The following is a 16,177-nucleotide window of genomic DNA, read 5'->3' as shown; positions in this document are numbered from 1 at the left end:
CAGTGGTTGTGTCAAGTAGAATCCTCATACCTCACTTCCCTCACGGCCCTGATTACGTCTTCCCTCGTGATTTCAAGGGTCTTTGCGAGTTCCTCACCCTCTTTGAAAACGTCCTCAACGCTCAGCTTCTTCATCACGATGTAGCCGTTTTTCTCTATCACGACAAGATAATCCCCGTTCCGTATCCCAAGGGCATCGCGGATTTCCTTGGGTATGACGACCTGCCCCTTGGTGGATACCTTCACCACCTCCACTCCCATCACCGTAGGAATTTCCTACTTTCTTACTTATTACCCTTTCGGGCAAACTTGCCAATCACGTTTAGCAACTTTTCACGAATCCTGCCAATCTCACCGGGCAACCTTGAGGAAGTCCGTTATGCTCCTCTGCCTCGGCTTCTCGGTCTCCTCGGGAATTTCTACCTCAACGCTCTCAAGGTCTTCAACCCTCGCCTTTCTAATCTCCTCTGGGAGCTTTATCTCCCCGTACTTCCCGCCACCGCCAGGGATAACGATGAGCTTCCCGTTGCGGTAGGCCCATATGGCTTTAGCTACCTCCTCGTGGACATTTGCAAGTTCCTTAACGGGAACGTCGACGAGAACCCGAATCTCGCTCCCGAAGTCCCTCAAAAAGCGCTCCCATATCAGCCGAACTGCCTTGGTCTCAATCCCTTTGCCGATGACCATTGAGATAATCTCGGCGAGGGGAGCGAGGCGCAGGTAAGGCGGTCTGTCCTTCGGTCTTTCCTTTGTATCGGCCAGCTCGAGTATTCTGTCGCGAACTCCCTTCTTTATCCGACCACCGCACTTGGGGCACTTCCACTTGAAGGCCTTCGCCTCGCCGAGGGAGTATTGGGCGTAACAGCGGGAGCAGGCCGTCAGGTGGTACTTCCCAAGCCTTGGGTCGAGACCAGCGTTCAGGACGATTCTCCTTCCGCCGCGCCTTAGAATCGCCTTCCGGACTTCCTCAAAGGTAACCTCCTCAACCTCAAAGCGGTTGAACTCCCGCCCAAGGCGGTGGGGCATGGGCGAATGGGCATCGCTGTTGCTGAGGTATGTTAATCCGTGATGGGCCTTTATCATGTCAGCCATCTCGCTGTCGGCAGAGAGGCCGAGCTCGAGGAAGTGAACCCTTGCGTTTCCATATGCCTCCTTCAAGCTGTCATACTCCTTGTAGAGGCTCGTCCAGGGGGTGAAGGCGTGGGCCGGGCCGATTAAAATATCGAGGTCGTTGGCCATATCCGCTATTTCAGCCGCGGAGAGGCTCAGGTGGGGCCTACCCTCGGTCTCGATGTCGTTTGAGTACTTCCCAAGGATTTCCCTCATCTCGCGAACCGTCTCGATGCTCGGGAAAATCAGGACGTGGTGAACCCTCCTGTTGTCCTCGACCTCCGCCGTGAGAAGGAAGCGAATCCCGTTGAGCTCGTAAGTTCCTTCATCGACTTTCTTGGCGTATCTGAGGAGCTCTGATTCCCAGTGGGGGTTGAGAATGTCACCCGTTCCGACGAGACCGAGGCCCTTGAAGCGCGCGTTTTCTGCCAGATTGGGTATCGTCATCGCCTTCGAGACGGCTTTGGAGTAGCGAGAGTGAAGGTGAAGGTCGGCATCTACTAACATCTCACCACCACCCAAAGTTTTCGGGGCCTCTAAAAAACCTTCTCCCAAACGCTTATAACCCGGATTTTGGAGTTGGGAACGGTGAAAGACATGAAGGTTGAGGGATTCGTTGCCTCTCTGAGAAACGCCGAGACAATCGGTGAGCTCTTCAAGATACTTCAGGAGAAGGGAGCCCCGATAGTCGAGCTCGACGGTCAGAGGTTCCTCATCGTCGTCGAGGGCGACTTCGAGGGAAGGCCCTTCTGGACCGAGATAAACGGTGAGAGGGCCAACCAGGCCTTGGGTGATGCGATGCTCAACTCCTCCAGCTTCCCCTTCAAGTGCAGGAAGCCCTATACCGGCGGAAACGTCATCTTCGTGAACTTCGACGACATTGAGGTCGGGAAGTTCCTCGTGGCCTACCGCGACCCGGACTACGGAATATTCTACCTCGTCGAGAACGGCGAGGCCAGGGAGATAACCGGGGAGGAGTACGAGAAGCTCAAGGCCGAGATGCCCGAGTTCAAAGTGAAGTCCATGAGCGACGAGCAGATGGACATGATGGGAGCCTTCTTCGGTTGAGGACTATGAACGGGGAGTGGGACCTCGGGAAGTACGTCAGAAAATGGTCAATCCTCCTCGGGATAGCCGCAATAGCGGGCTTAGTTGGTGGGCTTGGTGCTTTGGCCTTCCGCCTGCTAATCGAGGCCATCCACTCCCTGTTTTTCACCTCCATGCTTCCAAGGATTTCCTACGAGTTCCACGGGGTCAACCTCGGGTACATTCTCCTCCCGGTGTTCGGCGCGCTCCTGATAGCGCCGATGGTGAAGAAATACCCCGAGTTACGGGGAAACGGTGTCCCCGAGGTCATCGAGGGCATAATCTTCAAGAGCGGTAAGATTGGCGCGAGGCTCGCTTTTCTGAAAACCCTTGCAACTGCGATTTCCATTGGTTCTGGAGCACCGCTCGGCCGTGAAGGCCCGGCCGCGTTCATAGGTGCCGCGCTCGATTCAGCTTTGGCGGAGAAGCTCCCAAAACCGCAGGCGAGGAAGCTCATAACGACCTGCGGCCTGGCCGCTGGAATCGCGGGAACTTTCAACACACCCCTTGCAGGTGCAATGTTCGCCCTTGAGGTCATCTACATGGGTGCGATAACGATAAACCTCGTTCCGATATTCGTATCCGCTATAATCGGCAACGCCATAACCCTCGTGGTTCTCCACAATCCGGCTCGCTTTCCGGTTCTGAATCCCAACATAAGCGTCCTCGCGGGGATTCCCTTCTACTTCCTCCTCGGCGTCGTTCTCGGTCTCATCGGATACGCCTACACGAGGGCCCTTTACATGGCAACCGACGCCTTCGACAGGTTCTCCAAAAAGTATCCCTTTGAGCTTCGCCTTTTAATTGGCGCCCTGGGAATCGGCCTAATCGGAATGCTCCTGCCCCGCGATGGCATCTTTGGAATCGGATTTGGCGGCATAAAGGACGCCCTCCTTGGAAAGTTCGCCCTTGAGACGCTAATCATTCTCGCGCTGGCGAAGATGACAGCAACGCTTTTGGCGATAAGCTCTGGTTTTTCCGGCGGAATCTTCGCCCCGAGCCTTTTCATAGGTACGATGCTCGGTTCCGCCTTCGGAACCATAGTTTCTCACTTCGTCCCGGCAAACGTCGAGGCCTACGCCTTGGCGGGAATGGCCGGCTTCTTCGCGGCGGCCACGCAGGCTCCTCTGACCCAGATAATAATGATAACCGAGATGTCGGGAACCTACGCCTACTCCCCGGCTGTGGCCCTGACTTCCGTCGTTGCGTTCCTGACGGCAAGGGCCTTCTTCAAGGGCTCCTCCATCTACACAATCAAACTCGAACGCAAGGGAATCAAAGTCAAAACTGGAAGGCCATTAATCCTTGAAACGATAGCGGTTCACGAGATAATGAGCACGAGGGTCGTTAGAATCAACGCGAAGAGACCCCTCATGGAAGTTGAGCGCATAATAGCATCGACCGGCCACGATTTCCTTCCCGTTGTGGACGATGAGGGCAGGGTCATAGGAATAATAGGGGTCCCGGACATACTGGGCAAATCAACGTCCATCAAAAAGCTTCCTGTCGAGAGGTTTATGAGGAGGAACTTCGCGGTTGTAACGCCGAGGGAAACCGCGCAGGACGCTCTGGAGAAGATTCTGATGAACGACCAGAACCTTCTTCCGGTGGTGGATGAGAACGGAAAGCTCCTCGGGGTCGTTACGAAGAAAGACATCTACCGCGCGTATTATCACGCCATCGAGGGCATATACCTCTGGTGAGTGGTTCAACCTTCTATACATAAAAGCCAATTTCCGGGCTCTTTTTCCGAAACTCTATCGTTAGAGCGGCCTAATTCTTAAAAATGCCCGGGGAAAGCTTTAAAATCTGGATGACGACACGATGAACGAAGAAACAAGGAGGCGATACCATGGCAGTGGACGTCATTGCAAGGGTCCTTGTCGCGGTGCTGGGTTCAGGAATAATCGCCATGCTGATAAGCAGGCGCTACAACATCTCATACGTCCCGCTCTTCATAATCGCGGGTATGGTACTCGGTCCGATAGCCGCTCTCATGCCGAGGAGCGTTGCCCACGAGCTTTTTGATTACGTCCGTGTCTTCGGTCTGGTCATGATTCTGTTCACGGAGGGACACAACCTGAGTTGGAAGCTGTTGAAGAGAAACCTGCCAACGATAGCAACCCTCGATACGGTTGGGCTCCTCATCACGGCTCTTCTGTCGGCCTGGTTCTTCTCGTTCGTCTTCCATGCGCCGTTTCTCATCGGCTTCCTCTTCGGTGCCATCATAAGCGCAACCGACCCGGCAACGCTCATCCCTCTGTTCAGGCAGTACAGGGTCAAGCAGGACATCGAAACAACCATAGTTACGGAGTCCATCTTCAACGACCCGCTCGGCATAGTCCTAACAGCGGTTGCGATTGCCATGCTCGTTCCCCAGGCCAGCGGAGGGCTCTTCGCGAGCCTAAGCTCCCACATAAACGTCTACGGTGCCGCCGTGATGTACTTCCTCTATGAGGTTGCAGTTTCGATAGCGGTGGGAATCGCCGTCGGCGCCTTCGGCTACTGGTTCATCAAGAAGACCAGGATATTCGAGTTCCCGGAGATTGAGATTTTCTCACTCTTCCTAGCCTTCAGCGGCTTCATGATTGGCGAGTCACTTCAGGCTTCCGGCTACCTCGTCGCGACAGTTACGGGAATAATCCTCGGTAACTACAAGGTCTTCAGCAAGAAGGAGAAGCCACAGGTTCTCAACAGGGTTATGAAGGCCATCGAGAAGGAAGTTCACTTCAACGAGAGTTTAGCGGCGATTGCCACGGTCTTTATCTTCGTGCTCCTCGGTGCCAGCCTCGACCTCAAGCCCCTCGCCGAGAACCTCTGGGGAGGAATCCTTGTGGCATACTTCATAATGCTCGTCGCCAGGCCAATAGCGGCACTGCCAATCCTCAAGTGGTGGGGGCCGAAGGAGTACCTCTTCATAGCCCTTGAGGGTCCGAGGGGTGTGGTTCCATCGGCGCTCGCAGCGTTGCCACTCAGCCTCGCAATGAAGTACCAAAGCAGTACACTGACGGTTTACTGGGGAGAAGTGATTCTCGCGGTGACCGTCATAACGGTTCTCGCGTCGGTGATAACTGAGACAATCTGGGTGCCTTTCCTAAAGAGCAAGCTCCTCCAGCCGGAAACTGTGGAAGACAGGATGAGAAAGTACCAGGAAAAGAAGAGGGCAAGGGCATCATAACTTCCCCATTTTTTCCATTGCCCCGATGAAGTAGAAGAGGAGCTTTGCGGCGGTCAAAGCTGTTGGATTGCCCAGCGTTTCTCCGGCTACCTCCATGATGTCAAAGCCCGCTATTCTCTTGTTTTCCACCAGCCACTCTATTGCCTCTATCACTTCCCAGAAGCCCAGACCGCCGGCTTCGGGCGTTCCCGTCGTCGGGACAATGGCCAAGTCAAAGACGTCTATGTCCACAGAGAGGTAAACCGGTTCCGGGAGGGGCTCAACGAGTTCGACAAAAGAATCGAAGTCGTAGTCCCTCGCGTGAACCCAGCGGATTCCGCCCTTCTCTGCGAATTCCACCTCTTCCCTCGTCCCGCTCCTGATTCCGAACATTGCCTCCCTGACGCCCAGCTCCGCTATCCTCCTGGCGACGCAGGCGTGGTTGTAGGGGTTGTCCTCGTAGGAGTCGCGAAGGTCGAGGTGGGCATCGAAGACGACGTAGCTTTTGGGTCTTAAAGCCTCAACCGCTCCGAGCGTCTGGGAGTGCTCTCCGCCGAGAAGTATCGGTATCGCGTTCGGGTTCACCCGTTTGAGCTCTTCAATCGTCTCCCTGACCCTGTCAGCGGTTTTCCTCGGGTCGCCGGCGACGACCGCTATGTCGCCGATGTCCGCTATCGGGAGTTCGGCTATGTCAAGGTCGTAGTCCAGTACGTAGCTCTCAAGGTTCAGCGTCGCCTGCCGTATCAGCGTCGGCCCGAAGCGCGCCCCAGCCTTGTAGCTCGTCGTCCCGTCAAAGGGAACCCCGAGGATAACGTATCTCGCTTCCTCCGGCTCAGCGAGTGGAAACTCAAGCTTGAGGGTCTCGTAGGTGTAGAGGAACTCCATACCACCACCCGGCCGGAATTGGAATGGGGGTTTTAAAGCTACCTCACAATCATCACTGGAGGTTCGATGTGGCCAACGACCTCTTCGAGGAGCGAGCCTATCCTCGTCTTCCCGCTCTTCCCGTAGGCGCCCATGACCACGAGGGAGTAGTTGCCCGAGTTCGCCTCCTCAAGGATTCTGTCCTTTGCGGGGCCTTCAACGATTTTGAAGGCGCAGTTGACCCCCTCACGCTGGCCGAGCTCAAGGAGGGTCGTCAGCAGGTCCTTTATGCTCTTCTTGTTCTCCTCCCACAGGGTCTCCTCAAAGCGCTTTATTTCCTCCAGGCTTCCGCTCCGAACGCTGGCGTGGAACGCTATCGCCCGGGCTTCCCTCCTGTCGAGAACCGAGAACAGAACCACCTTGGCCTTCTTGCTCTTCGCAACGGCAAAGGCATGGAGCGCCGCCTTCTGGCTCCACTTCGAGCCGTCAACGAGTACGAGTATTCTCATGATATCACCTCACAGTCCGTACCTAACCCAGAGCATCAGACTCCCGACCGCGACGGTCGAGAACATTATCACCGCGCCGACCTTCAGGAACTCGCCGAAGGTTATCCTGACACCTTCCCTGTGAGCTATACCGATAACCACGACGTTGGCGCTCGCGCCGATAGCGGTTCCGTTTCCACCGAGACACGCGCCGAGTGAGAGCGCCCACCAGAGGGGGTAGGTGTTCATGCTCGAACCCATCGCCTTTATCAGCGGAATCATCGTGGCAGTGAGGGGGATGTTGTCAACGATTGCACTTGATATCGCCGAGAACCACGAGATTACGAATATTGCCTGTGCCTCGCTGTGTATCATGCCTATAATCTTCTCGGCGAGCGCGTCTATGAAGCCTGTCTCGACGAGGCCACCAACTATGAGGAATAGCCCACCGAAGAAGAACAGCGTCGCCCATTCGACCTTTTCTAGGGCCTCCTCGGGAGAGAAGCCGCTCCAGAGGAGCATCGTTGAGGCGCCGAGGAGCGCTATGACCGCTGGCTCAACCCCCATTGTATCGTGGAGGAAGAAGCCAAGAACTATCGCGAGGATTATTATCACCGACTTCCTGAAGAGCTCCCTGTCACGTATTGCATCGCGCTCGTCCATCCCCATTATCAGCCTCTCAATCTCCGCCCTCTTTGACGGACTGACCTTAATCGAGTTCCTGTACGCGAAGTAGACGATGGCTATAGTCACGAACAGGTCAACGACCGCTATCGGCCCCATGTTGGTGAGGAACTCGTTGAAGCTGAGCTTCGCGGCGGAGCCAATCATTATGTTCGGGGGGTCGCCGATTAGCGTCGCGGTTCCGCCTATGTTTGACGCGAATATCTCGGCGAGCAGGAAGGGAACAGGGTTGACGTTCATTCTCTTCGTTATGTAGAGGAGCATCGGGGTTAGCAGGAGAACCGTCGTCACGTTGTCAAGGAAAGCGCTCACAACCGCGGTGACGACCGAGAACAGCAGGAGGACCTTCATGGGGTCGCCCTTTGAGAGCTTTGCCGTCTTTATGGCAATGTACTCGAAGAGCCCGCTCTCGCGGGAGACGTTCACGACGACCATCATCCCGGCAAGGAGGAGAATCGTCCCCAGGTCAAGGTACTCGGGAACCTTCTCCCAGGGCACTATGCCGACGAGCAGGATGACGCTCGCTCCGACCATCGCGGCAACTGTTCTGTGAATCCTCTCGGTTATTATGAAGGCATAAACCCCGAGGAACACTGCGAGCGCTATAATCTCCTGGGCGTTCATGTTATCACCTCAGTAAACGACTACGGGTTTCTTAATCCCCTGGACGATTCTGAAAACGACCGGACTGACCCGATGGGTCTTCACGCTCTCGGAGCCAAAGTGCCTCGATATGACTAGCAAATCCCTCTCTTCACTCTCCCTTTCAACGAACTCAACCTTGTCCGCGAAGGTTATCCCCACCGAGTACTCCATGCCGAGTTCAGAAAGGGCCCTTTCGGCCAGTTTTATTATCTCCTTCCCTAGGGCCTCTTCCTTTTCGCGGAACGCCTTTGCCTCCCTCTCGCCTAAGGTCTCGCGGATTAGCGCGAACAGCCCCTCGTCTATCAGGTAGACCACGTCGACCCTTGCACCCGGGTAAGCAGATAGAACGTCAAAAACCTCGTTGGGAATCCTCCCGGAAAACCGGTCCACGACGAGGAGAATCGATGTTATCACTGGAATCTGAAGCTCCTCCTCTGTCAGGAAGAACTCCTGATAGGCCTTCATTATCTCCTCGTAGCGCGACCCGGCGATGTTCCTGAACTTGCGTAGAATCAGCTCGCTGAAGTTAACCATAGGCCCACCCCAGAGTTTTCGAGAAGAGGGGCTTTAAAAGGTTGTGCAAAGAAAAGGGGCTCACTCGCCCCTGACCTTCTTAATCTGAATCCTGCCGAGGGTCTCCCAGTACTCGACGGTGATGCCCTCTTTGAGCTGGTCCTTGACCTCGTCCTCGACGCCGCCCTCGAAGGGAACGTCGTAGAGCTCGTAGGTCTCCATGTCCATAATCTGAACAGTATCGGGGGTTATCGCTATAACCTGGCCGACGCGCTTGTCGATAATAGGGACGTCAACTTCAGCGCTGGTCGGCTTGACGATGCTCCTGACCTTGCCGTCGAAGATTCCAACGGCCTCAATCCTGGCCTTGGCTGAACCGTGCTTTCCAGGGGAAGAAACGGTTATGTTCACAATCCTGCAGGGCTCTCCGTCGATAATTATGTACCTTCCGGGCTTGAGCTTGCTGACCTGAACCTTGGTCTTGTCTCCCATCTCACATACCTCCCGTAAGCGTTCTGGTTTGAGTTCGGGAAGGCGTTTAAAAAATTTTTGAAAAAGCTCAGCGGCGGCTCTTCAGGAGCACCCCGTTCATCAGGAGGGGCACCAGGAGAACGAGTCCGAGCACCGCGCCGAGCTTAACGGCATCGCTTGAACTCTTGAATGCGTAGTAGAGTGTAGAGATGCCCACAAATGCCAGGAAAGCCATTGAAATCGAAACAATGCCCTTCTTAGAGGCCAGGTCCGACTTCAGCACGGGATATGCTTCAATCAGCGCTATTATCGCACCAACGCTGAAGGGAACTGCGAAGAACATGGTCTTGGCAGAGCCCAGTGTCATAACTATTGAAATCAATATGCCCACTATTGAAACGCCAGCGAGTCCCTTTGTTCTGCCGAGCTGCATAACCTCAGAGATCATCTGGGTTCCCATCTCAAGGAGGACTATTATTGTGGTAAGACCCGCGAAGTAGAACGACAGGACGAGCAAGAGCGTTATGGCGCTTGCACCTGGAACGTTGCCCTTGATAATCTGCGGGATGAAGTAGAACACCTTGATTGACTGCGGAAGTGGGGTCGTGCTGTTGGTGGCGTAGGCCTGAAGGGCTCTGAACTGGGAGTACATCTTGTAGGTCTCTTCGACGCTAAGGTTGGGGTTGTGAACACTCTTCTCAAAGGCCTGGAACGCGGGGCCGAGGGAGTACGCCATTGTGTAAGCGGCGGCGAAGCTGAGGACTATCTGAAGGAAGAACACCCCTATTAGAACGCGCCTGAAATCAAGGTCTTCGGGAGCAAAACTGCCGAGAACGTAGTAGACTCCAGCACCAAGACCGAAGGCTACAATAACCGAAGCAAGGAGCATAATGACGCCCTCAAAGGTGAGTGGCTGGCTGAAGGAGGTTATGCTCGAAACAGCCTGGTTCATGTAATACTTCGCCTGCTCGGATGTGACGACGCTCATGGCCTTGCTCCTGATGAGGAGTGTTGAAACAATGGTGAACAGAATCATGAGGACTGATATTCCAGATATGAACTCAAGGGTTCTGCCCTTAGCGAGCATGAGGAGAAGTGCCGCGAGGAGTATTGTTAGAATGGCCAGGGGAACCGTGTACTCGGTGTTGCCTCCAAAGAGATACACAAGACCCCAGCCCGAGGCGTAAGCGGTGACACCAAGGATTACAAGCAGGAACATCAGTAGCGTGAATATAACAGCCGGAACCCTCGCAACTTTGAAGAGGAGCTCGTAGATGAGGTACCTTGTCTTCTTGGTGCTTTGAGCCTCATTGTATGCCAGGAACAGCGCAACGACAGCCGGAACCAGCGAAATCAGGAATCCCTTGAGACCAAAGACCATGTAGTACTTTGGAACCACTAGAAAGCTCCACACACCGAGGATATAGCCCGTAATAAGCAGGGCCATCATCACGTTTACCTTCCTCATTGCAAGCACCCCCATATTTTAGAACGTTCAAAGCGGGATGTAATAGATTGTATAAAAACATTGTGCATAGGGAACGCGGAGAAGGATGGGAATAAGTTCAAAAGTTCAGGAACGCTTCAAAATTGACCAGCACCTCGTTAACGATAGTCCACGCCATCAGGGGCTCGCGGTAGAGGCTAACCTTTTTTCCCTCAACGGAGCTCCTGAAGTCCCCGTGCGGGAAGCCGCCAACGATTACGAGCGGTTTCTCCAGCCCCGCCAGAACCTTTCCGAAGTCCCTCGGCTTCATTAGCTCCCCTTCCTCGTGCATCACGAAGACCCCGTCGGGACCTATTTCTTCCACGAGCTCACCCAGCGTTTTCTTCTCGATGCGGAGTAGAGCTAAATCCTTTGGAACGACCCCGTTCTTGAAGAGGCTCTCCATTAAGCCCAGGAAGCGGTTGTAGTTCCTTGGAAGCCTCGTCTCTGGCTTTATGTATATCACCTCGTCGTTCCTCGTGTGGACGTAAACGCGGAGCTTCCCCTCCTTGTTGGCTATGCTCTCCAGAGCGTTGAGGAGGCAGATGTGCACTATGTCCGGTCTTCCGCGCCTCTCACCGTCTTCGAGCTTCCTGAGCGCCGCGTGGTGGTAACTGCTGTCAAGTATCACTTCCTCCGGCTTCTTGCCCCTCCTCCTTGCGTAGTTCACAACGGCTGGATGCTCCACTATCGATTTTGGCACGAGCTCAAGCTCGGAATCAGCTATCACCAGGTGAAGCATTCTCCTCCCTCCTCGGCCTTATTCCCCTCTCCTCAAGGTCGTCGAGAATTCTCCTGAAGGTGTCTATGCGCATGCCGAGAATCTCGGGCGGAATGACGCCGAAGATGCAACTACCTTCTGCCACGAGCCTCGCTATGGCGGAGGCGGTGTAACCCGTTACGCGCGCCATCGAGGTGAATTCTCTCTCCTCATCGTAGAGGGTGTAGCTTATCGTCCTTCCGGGCTCGCTTCCGATAACCCTCATAATCGAGAAGTCCGGACTCTCATAGGTCATCAGCGGGGTTATAACCTCGAGCGTCTTGTCAACGTGTTCCTCCTTGAAGAACCCAAGCTCCCTTAAAACTTTCATCTTCTCAAGGTGTCCCGGCCAGCGGAGCGTCCACTCCTCAAGTCTCTCGACCCTCACGCTCTCAAGCAGGCTCCTCAGGCCGTCGCTCAGAAAAACCTCGAAGGTGAAGCCCTCTATTTCAACGGTCTTAACCTCCGAGAGCGGGTCTATCCCCTTAACTTCGCCGTCCCGTATAACCCGCGCCGGCCGGGTATACTCTTCAATTAAATCCTTAGGTGACCATGTAATTCTGTAATAAAGTGGCGGTTTCGGCTCCTTCGGAAGGCCTCCAACGTAGATGTACCCCTCGCTCATGTCGTCAAGCTCGTTCCAAATTCTGCCCATCAGAATGTGGCTCAGCCCGGGGGCGAAGCCCGCATCGAATATCACCGTAACCTGTGCGTTTTCAGCTTCCTCACGGAGTTCAAAGGGGTTTTCAGGCATAAATGAGACGTCCACCATGTCAACGCCGGCCTTTATCGCGGCTTTGATTGATGAATATCCGAAGCGACCGGGCAGTGCGCCAATAACAAGCTCAAATCCTTTCATTGCCTCGACGAGCTTGTCGAAGCGGGAAGCATCGAGCTTGAGCGACGTGGCGAACTCAGAGACGGCCTTCAGCCTCTCCTCGCTTAAGTCTGCGACGTGGACGTCAAACTCGTCCCTCAAATCCCACGCTATGGCCCTTCCAACGTTTCCGGCGCCGAGAACGAGAACCTTCATTTTGGACACCGATTCGCTTTACTCAGGAACCTTTAATAACCTTCGCGGGACGGAAACCGTATATACACCAAGCACCAATCAATGTACAGTGCTTCCGATGCTCGGCTTCCTGAGGAGGAGAAAGCTTAGAAAGCTCAGGCAGAAGGTCAATGAAACCCTCGTCATGCACATAGGGGACACACCGGAGAGCGTTTACCTGTTCATCGAGGGCCTCATCGAGGAGTTTCAGCCGGATGTGATAATCCACACCGGCGACTTGGTGGACAACGTCAAGCTCGAACGGAGGCCCGACCTGAAGCCAGCCTACGAGGCCGGCCTGAGAAAGCTCGCGCGGGTTCTCAAGGGCTCCGGTGCCAAGCTTTACATCGTCCCGGGCAACGAAGACGACCCAGAACTCTTGAGGCAGTTCTTCGGGGAGAACCTGGTTGAGCCGGGAAGCGTCGTCGAGATTGGCGGGAGGACCTTCGCCCTCGGCCACTGCTGGAGGGATGTTGCCGATAAAGATGCAGACTTCAAGCTCTACGGCCACAACTTCAAGGTCATCTCGAAGGGGTTGAACGCTGTTCTCGGCGTCAACTTCATCTTCCTGCCGAGCGGGAGAGTTGTGAAGGTGGACTACCCCGTGGGAACCGACACCGCTCGCGGTTACAGGCTCAGGAGGGGGTTGTGATGAGATTGCTCCGCTTTGGGCCCTCAATTATCTTCCTGAGGACTCCACACAGAGAAGCCCTCGAATCAGCAATCGGGGAGCTTTTTGGCGTCGAAAAGATTCCAACCGACATCGCGATAAAGGAGAGCAGTGAATTTGAGACCGTGCTTTTCGTCACGGACGAGTGGAAGAAGGAGACCATTCCCCCCGAGAGTGCGTTCCTCATAAGGTGCCACGCTCCGGCGGTTCTGAGCAGAATAATAAACGCCAACCTGCCCGTCGAGAAGGTTCACGTCGAGAGCGCGATAATATTCCTCAGGGTTCCGGAGAGGGTCGAGGAGGGGCTCAGGCTGATAGCCGAGAAGTACGGCGGGGAGGTTATGGACATAAGGACCGCCCTCGACGAGGGGGAGGCGATGGACACCATAATAGGCCTGACGAGAAAAAAGCTGAGCTCACCGATAGGGCCAGAAGACGTGGAAGGGGCAGTCCTCGTGAGAAAGGATTTTCTAAGCGTTTATCGGGAACTGCTCATGGACACTCCCCTGCTTCTCCTCAAGCTCCTGCCCGAGTGGAACGAGATAACGATAAAGCTCTACGACACGGCGAAGCGCTACGAGGAGAACATTGAGAGGCTCATGCTCGTCATAGAGGACCTCGACCTCGGCTTCATCGTCGGCGAGGGCTGGGACTGGGACTACCCGAGGCCCTTCATGAGAGTCCCAGTTTACAGGCTCAAGCTCCTGACGTGGGAAGACCCGCTCCGCGTGAAGTTCCTGCTGAAGGGGCTCGAATACAGGGGCTACAAGAGGCTCTGCGACATAGACGTCTTCGTCGAGGGCAAAAAGATAGACTGGGTGAAGCTCGGAAAGTTCAATTCAAAGTTCGAGCTGGCCGAGAAGGCGCGGGAGGAACTGGAAAAGATGCTAAGCGACGATGTCAGGGAAAAGCTCCACGAGATAGAGGAGAGGCTCCTTGGGGAAACGGGCGAAGAAGCGGAGAAGGCTAAAGCTTCCTGAGCTTCGCGACGAAGAAACCGCTCGTCCCGTGTCTGTCGGGGTAAAAGCGCCTCGCCTTCTTTATTTCCTCGCTCAGCTCGATTCCGAAGGGCTTCGTTAAGGCAGGTTCGCCGTAGCGGAGGGGAAGCAGCTCGACGTCAAAGTTATCGAGAACCCACTGGATTACGAACTCGTTCTCCTCCGGCTCGAGCGAGCAGGTGGAGTAGACCAGAATTCCGCCCTTCCTGAGGACGCTCAAGGCCTTCTCAAGCATTTTCATCTGGAGGTTCTGGCAGAACTTAACATCTTCCATCGTCCTGTTAGCTTTCCGCTCGGGGTTCTTGTGTATCGTCCCCGAGCCGGTGCACGGTGCATCGAGGAGGATTTTGTCAAACTCAACGCCGAGCTCGTCTATGTAGAGCGAAGAGCGGTGGAAGAGAACGGTGTTCGTAACGCCGAGGCGCGAGAGGTTTAAGCGGGTCTCCTTCAGCCTGTCCTCACCGACGTCGAAGGCGTAGATAATGCCCTCGTTTTCCATCAGCTGGGCCAAATAGCTCGTCTTTCCGCCCGGGGCGGAGGCCATGTCCGCAACGGTTTCACCGGGCTTTGGTTCGAGGGCAACCGGCGGATACATCGAGCTGGCCTCCTGGATGTAGAGGAGACCGCTCAGATACTCGGGCGTGGAGGTAATTGAGAAGGGTTCTCTCGTCAGGCAGAAGCCCTCCCTCGCCCAGGGGACCCTCTTAAACTGAAAGCCCTTCTTGTTGAGGAGCTTGGTGAGCTTAGGAACCTCTATTCGTAGGGTGTTTACGCGGAAGCACCTCGGCAGGGGCCTTTCCATGGCCTCGGCGATAGCTAAGGCCCTCTCACCCCAGAGCTCGTAATAGCGCTCCGCGAAGGTTTTGGAGTAACCGAGGCTGAAGAGCTTTTCGAGCATGTGGGGAGTTGGGGGGAGGGTTTAAAAGGTTCCCCGTTTGTGAAACAAGACTTTCACAGACTGCACATTTTATGAAAGCTCACTTTCATAGATTGCACCATTTACGAAAGCCCGCTTTCACAACGGACAAAAACCGTTCAATAGAGGGACAAAGAGAGAAAAGGGCTTCAAACCTTTATTCCACCCATGACGAGGGCCATAACGGCCTTCTGGGCGTGGAGCCTGTTCTCGGCCTGGTCGAAGACGACGCTGTTCGGGCTGTCTATGACGTCGTCGGTAACTTCCTCTCCCCTGTGGGCGGGGAGGCAGTGCATGAAGATGTAGTCGGGCTTGGCGTGCTTGACGAGCTCCTTGTTGACCTGGAACGGCTGGAATATCTTCCTTCTCTCCTCGGCCTCGGCTTCCTGGCCCATGCTCGCCCAGACGTCGGTGTAAATGACGTCCGCGTCCTTGACGGCCTGAACTGGGTCGTGGAGGAGCTCGAAGCTTCCACCGCTCTCCGATGCGTTCTGCTCGGCCCACTTGATGACCCTCTCGTCGGGCTCGTAGCCTTCGGGAGTTGCAACGACGACGTGGGCTCCAAGCTTGGTTCCGGCTATCATAAGTGAGTGAGCAACGTTGTTTCCGTCACCGACGTAGACTATCTTGAGGCCCTGAATCCTGCCCTTCTTCTCGAGTATGGTCTGGTAGTCAGCTAAGGCCTGGCACGGGTGGGAGAAGTCGGACAGACCGTTGATGACAGGGACGCTCGCGTACTTGGCGAGGTCCTCAACGTCCTTGTGGTCAAAGACCCTCGCCATTATTCCGTCGACGTACCTGCTGAGGACGCGCGCGGTGTCGGCGATGGTCTCACCACGCCTGAGCTGAAGGTCATTGGCGTTGAGGTAGAGGCCGTAGCCGCCGAGCTGGTAGATTCCAACCTCGAAGGAAATCCTTGTCCTGGTCGAGGGCTTCTGGAAAATCATGGCGAGCGTTTTGCCCTCGAGAACGCGGTGGGGCTTTCCAATCTTGTTCCAAATCTTCATCATCTCGGCGGTCTTGAGAATAGTCTCAATCTCCTCCCTCGTGAAGTCCTGGAGGCAGAGAACGTCCCTTCCGGCAAGGCTAACCACCATGTGCATCACCGTTTAAGGCTGTTCCCTGAATTTAATAACCCTTTCGTCGGAAAAACATCGGTTTTCCTGAAATTATTTGAAGTCATCTCGTTCCTTCCTTTCTAAACGTAGACTTAAACTGGCGAGAAGAGGCACCAAAATAAACCCCTCCTTTAACTCCCCCGCGTCAAAGCAAACCTAAT

17 protein-coding genes are annotated in these 16,177 nt (G+C 54.9%); 5 read left to right on the top strand and 12 right to left on the bottom strand.

Annotated features, from left to right (window positions below):
- Positions 1-11 precede the first annotated feature (11 nt).
- The gene (locus BD01_RS01385; RefSeq protein WP_206205103.1) at positions 12-260 is read right to left on the bottom strand and encodes an AbrB/MazE/SpoVT family DNA-binding domain-containing protein; all 249 of its coding nucleotides are present in this window, start codon (positions 258-260) and stop codon (positions 12-14) included.
- 90 nt (positions 261-350) lie between these two features.
- Positions 351-1,616 carry a TIGR00375 family protein gene (locus BD01_RS01380; RefSeq protein ID WP_042689165.1) on the bottom strand — a complete coding sequence of 422 codons (1,266 nt, stop codon included), beginning with the start codon at positions 1,614-1,616 and terminating at the stop codon, positions 351-353.
- 90 nt (positions 1,617-1,706) lie between these two features.
- Here BD01_RS01380 and BD01_RS01375 point away from each other — a divergent pair, with 90 nt between their 5' ends.
- The 3 genes from BD01_RS01375 (at position 1,707) to BD01_RS01365 (ending at position 5,373) form a co-directional block, all read left to right on the top strand.
- The gene (locus tag BD01_RS01375; RefSeq protein WP_042689163.1) at positions 1,707-2,177 is read left to right on the top strand and encodes a hypothetical protein; all 471 of its coding nucleotides are present in this window, start codon (positions 1,707-1,709) and stop codon (positions 2,175-2,177) included.
- Positions 2,178-2,182: 5 nt separating this feature from the next.
- Entirely contained in the window at positions 2,183-3,898 is a 1,716-nt protein-coding gene (locus BD01_RS01370) for a chloride channel protein (protein WP_042689161.1), read from the top strand.
- A gap of 149 nt (positions 3,899-4,047) precedes the next feature.
- The gene (locus BD01_RS01365) at positions 4,048-5,373 is read left to right on the top strand and encodes a cation:proton antiporter (protein ID WP_042689159.1); all 1,326 of its coding nucleotides are present in this window, start codon (positions 4,048-4,050) and stop codon (positions 5,371-5,373) included.
- On the opposite strand, the gene speB is transcribed toward BD01_RS01365, so the two are convergent.
- From speB to BD01_RS01325, 8 genes are all read right to left on the bottom strand, one after another.
- Positions 5,368-6,237 (bottom strand): agmatinase, encoded by an 870-nt coding sequence (gene speB / locus BD01_RS01360; protein WP_042689157.1) that lies wholly within the window; start codon positions 6,235-6,237, stop codon positions 5,368-5,370. The two genes, BD01_RS01365 and speB, sit on opposite strands and share 6 nt — an antisense overlap.
- A 38-nt stretch (positions 6,238-6,275) precedes the next feature.
- Positions 6,276-6,725, bottom strand: coding sequence for a universal stress protein (locus tag BD01_RS01355; RefSeq protein ID WP_042689154.1), 450 nt, complete (start codon positions 6,723-6,725; stop codon positions 6,276-6,278).
- 9 nt (positions 6,726-6,734) lie between these two features.
- Positions 6,735-8,012, bottom strand: coding sequence for an ArsB/NhaD family transporter (locus BD01_RS01350; RefSeq protein ID WP_042689151.1), 1,278 nt, complete (start codon positions 8,010-8,012; stop codon positions 6,735-6,737).
- A gap of 9 nt (positions 8,013-8,021) precedes the next feature.
- The gene (locus BD01_RS01345) at positions 8,022-8,567 is read right to left on the bottom strand and encodes an adenine nucleotide alpha hydrolase family protein (RefSeq protein WP_042689150.1); all 546 of its coding nucleotides are present in this window, start codon (positions 8,565-8,567) and stop codon (positions 8,022-8,024) included.
- Positions 8,568-8,627: 60 nt separating this feature from the next.
- Entirely contained in the window at positions 8,628-9,038 is a 411-nt protein-coding gene (locus BD01_RS01340; protein ID WP_042689148.1) for a translation initiation factor IF-5A, read from the bottom strand.
- 67 nt (positions 9,039-9,105) lie between these two features.
- Entirely contained in the window at positions 9,106-10,485 is a 1,380-nt protein-coding gene (locus BD01_RS01335; protein WP_042689145.1) for a sodium-dependent transporter, read from the bottom strand.
- A gap of 97 nt (positions 10,486-10,582) precedes the next feature.
- Entirely contained in the window at positions 10,583-11,245 is a 663-nt protein-coding gene (locus tag BD01_RS01330) for a 16S rRNA methyltransferase (RefSeq protein WP_042689143.1), read from the bottom strand.
- Positions 11,223-12,296, bottom strand: a complete 1,074-nt coding sequence (locus tag BD01_RS01325; RefSeq protein WP_042689142.1) for a saccharopine dehydrogenase family protein — start codon at positions 12,294-12,296, stop codon at positions 11,223-11,225. Before BD01_RS01325 ends, BD01_RS01330 begins: the two co-directional genes overlap by 23 nt.
- 97 nt (positions 12,297-12,393) lie before the next feature.
- On the opposite strand from BD01_RS01325, the gene BD01_RS01320 reads away from it, so the two are divergent.
- Positions 12,394-12,966, top strand: a complete 573-nt coding sequence (locus tag BD01_RS01320; RefSeq protein WP_042689140.1) for a metallophosphoesterase — start codon at positions 12,394-12,396, stop codon at positions 12,964-12,966.
- Positions 12,966-13,964, top strand: a complete 999-nt coding sequence (locus BD01_RS01315; RefSeq protein WP_042689138.1) for a hypothetical protein — start codon at positions 12,966-12,968, stop codon at positions 13,962-13,964. Before BD01_RS01320 ends, BD01_RS01315 begins: the two co-directional genes overlap by 1 nt.
- On the opposite strand, the gene BD01_RS01310 is transcribed toward BD01_RS01315, so the two are convergent.
- Entirely contained in the window at positions 13,951-14,880 is a 930-nt protein-coding gene (locus BD01_RS01310) for an NOL1/NOP2/sun family putative RNA methylase (protein WP_042689136.1), read from the bottom strand. The genes BD01_RS01315 and BD01_RS01310 overlap by 14 nt on opposite strands.
- Positions 14,881-15,047: 167 nt before the next feature.
- Positions 15,048-15,995, bottom strand: coding sequence for an ornithine carbamoyltransferase (gene argF / locus BD01_RS01305; protein WP_042689134.1), 948 nt, complete (start codon positions 15,993-15,995; stop codon positions 15,048-15,050).
- Positions 15,996-16,177: the final 182 nt, after the last annotated feature.

The sequence above is a fragment of the Thermococcus nautili genome, from assembly GCF_000585495.1.
Lineage (GTDB): Archaea > Methanobacteriota_B > Thermococci > Thermococcales > Thermococcaceae > Thermococcus > Thermococcus nautili.
This window is presented reverse-complemented; position numbering and strand designations above follow the sequence as displayed.

Bases quoted from the DNA above. Each gene is read 5' to 3' on its own strand.
- BD01_RS01385 (WP_206205103.1), bottom strand. From the start codon at position 260: ATGGGAGTGGAGGTGGTGAAGGTATCCACCAAGGGGCAGGTCGTCATA.
- BD01_RS01380 (WP_042689165.1), bottom strand. From the start codon at position 1,616: ATGTTAGTAGATGCCGACCTTCACCTTCACTCTCGCTACTCCAAAGCC.
- BD01_RS01375 (WP_042689163.1), top strand. From the start codon at position 1,707: ATGAAGGTTGAGGGATTCGTTGCCTCTCTGAGAAACGCCGAGACAATC.
- BD01_RS01370 (WP_042689161.1), top strand. From the start codon at position 2,183: ATGAACGGGGAGTGGGACCTCGGGAAGTACGTCAGAAAATGGTCAATC.
- BD01_RS01365 (WP_042689159.1), top strand. From the start codon at position 4,048: ATGGCAGTGGACGTCATTGCAAGGGTCCTTGTCGCGGTGCTGGGTTCA.
- speB (WP_042689157.1), bottom strand. From the start codon at position 6,237: ATGGAGTTCCTCTACACCTACGAGACCCTCAAGCTTGAGTTTCCACTC.
- BD01_RS01355 (WP_042689154.1), bottom strand. From the start codon at position 6,725: ATGAGAATACTCGTACTCGTTGACGGCTCGAAGTGGAGCCAGAAGGCG.
- BD01_RS01350 (WP_042689151.1), bottom strand. From the start codon at position 8,012: ATGAACGCCCAGGAGATTATAGCGCTCGCAGTGTTCCTCGGGGTTTAT.
- BD01_RS01345 (WP_042689150.1), bottom strand. From the start codon at position 8,567: ATGGTTAACTTCAGCGAGCTGATTCTACGCAAGTTCAGGAACATCGCC.
- BD01_RS01340 (WP_042689148.1), bottom strand. From the start codon at position 9,038: ATGGGAGACAAGACCAAGGTTCAGGTCAGCAAGCTCAAGCCCGGAAGG.
- BD01_RS01335 (WP_042689145.1), bottom strand. From the start codon at position 10,485: ATGAGGAAGGTAAACGTGATGATGGCCCTGCTTATTACGGGCTATATC.
- BD01_RS01330 (WP_042689143.1), bottom strand. From the start codon at position 11,245: ATGCTTCACCTGGTGATAGCTGATTCCGAGCTTGAGCTCGTGCCAAAA.
- BD01_RS01325 (WP_042689142.1), bottom strand. From the start codon at position 12,296: ATGAAGGTTCTCGTTCTCGGCGCCGGAAACGTTGGAAGGGCCATAGCG.
- BD01_RS01320 (WP_042689140.1), top strand. From the start codon at position 12,394: ATGCTCGGCTTCCTGAGGAGGAGAAAGCTTAGAAAGCTCAGGCAGAAG.
- BD01_RS01315 (WP_042689138.1), top strand. From the start codon at position 12,966: ATGAGATTGCTCCGCTTTGGGCCCTCAATTATCTTCCTGAGGACTCCA.
- BD01_RS01310 (WP_042689136.1), bottom strand. From the start codon at position 14,880: ATGCTCGAAAAGCTCTTCAGCCTCGGTTACTCCAAAACCTTCGCGGAG.
- argF (WP_042689134.1), bottom strand. From the start codon at position 15,995: ATGGTGGTTAGCCTTGCCGGAAGGGACGTTCTCTGCCTCCAGGACTTC.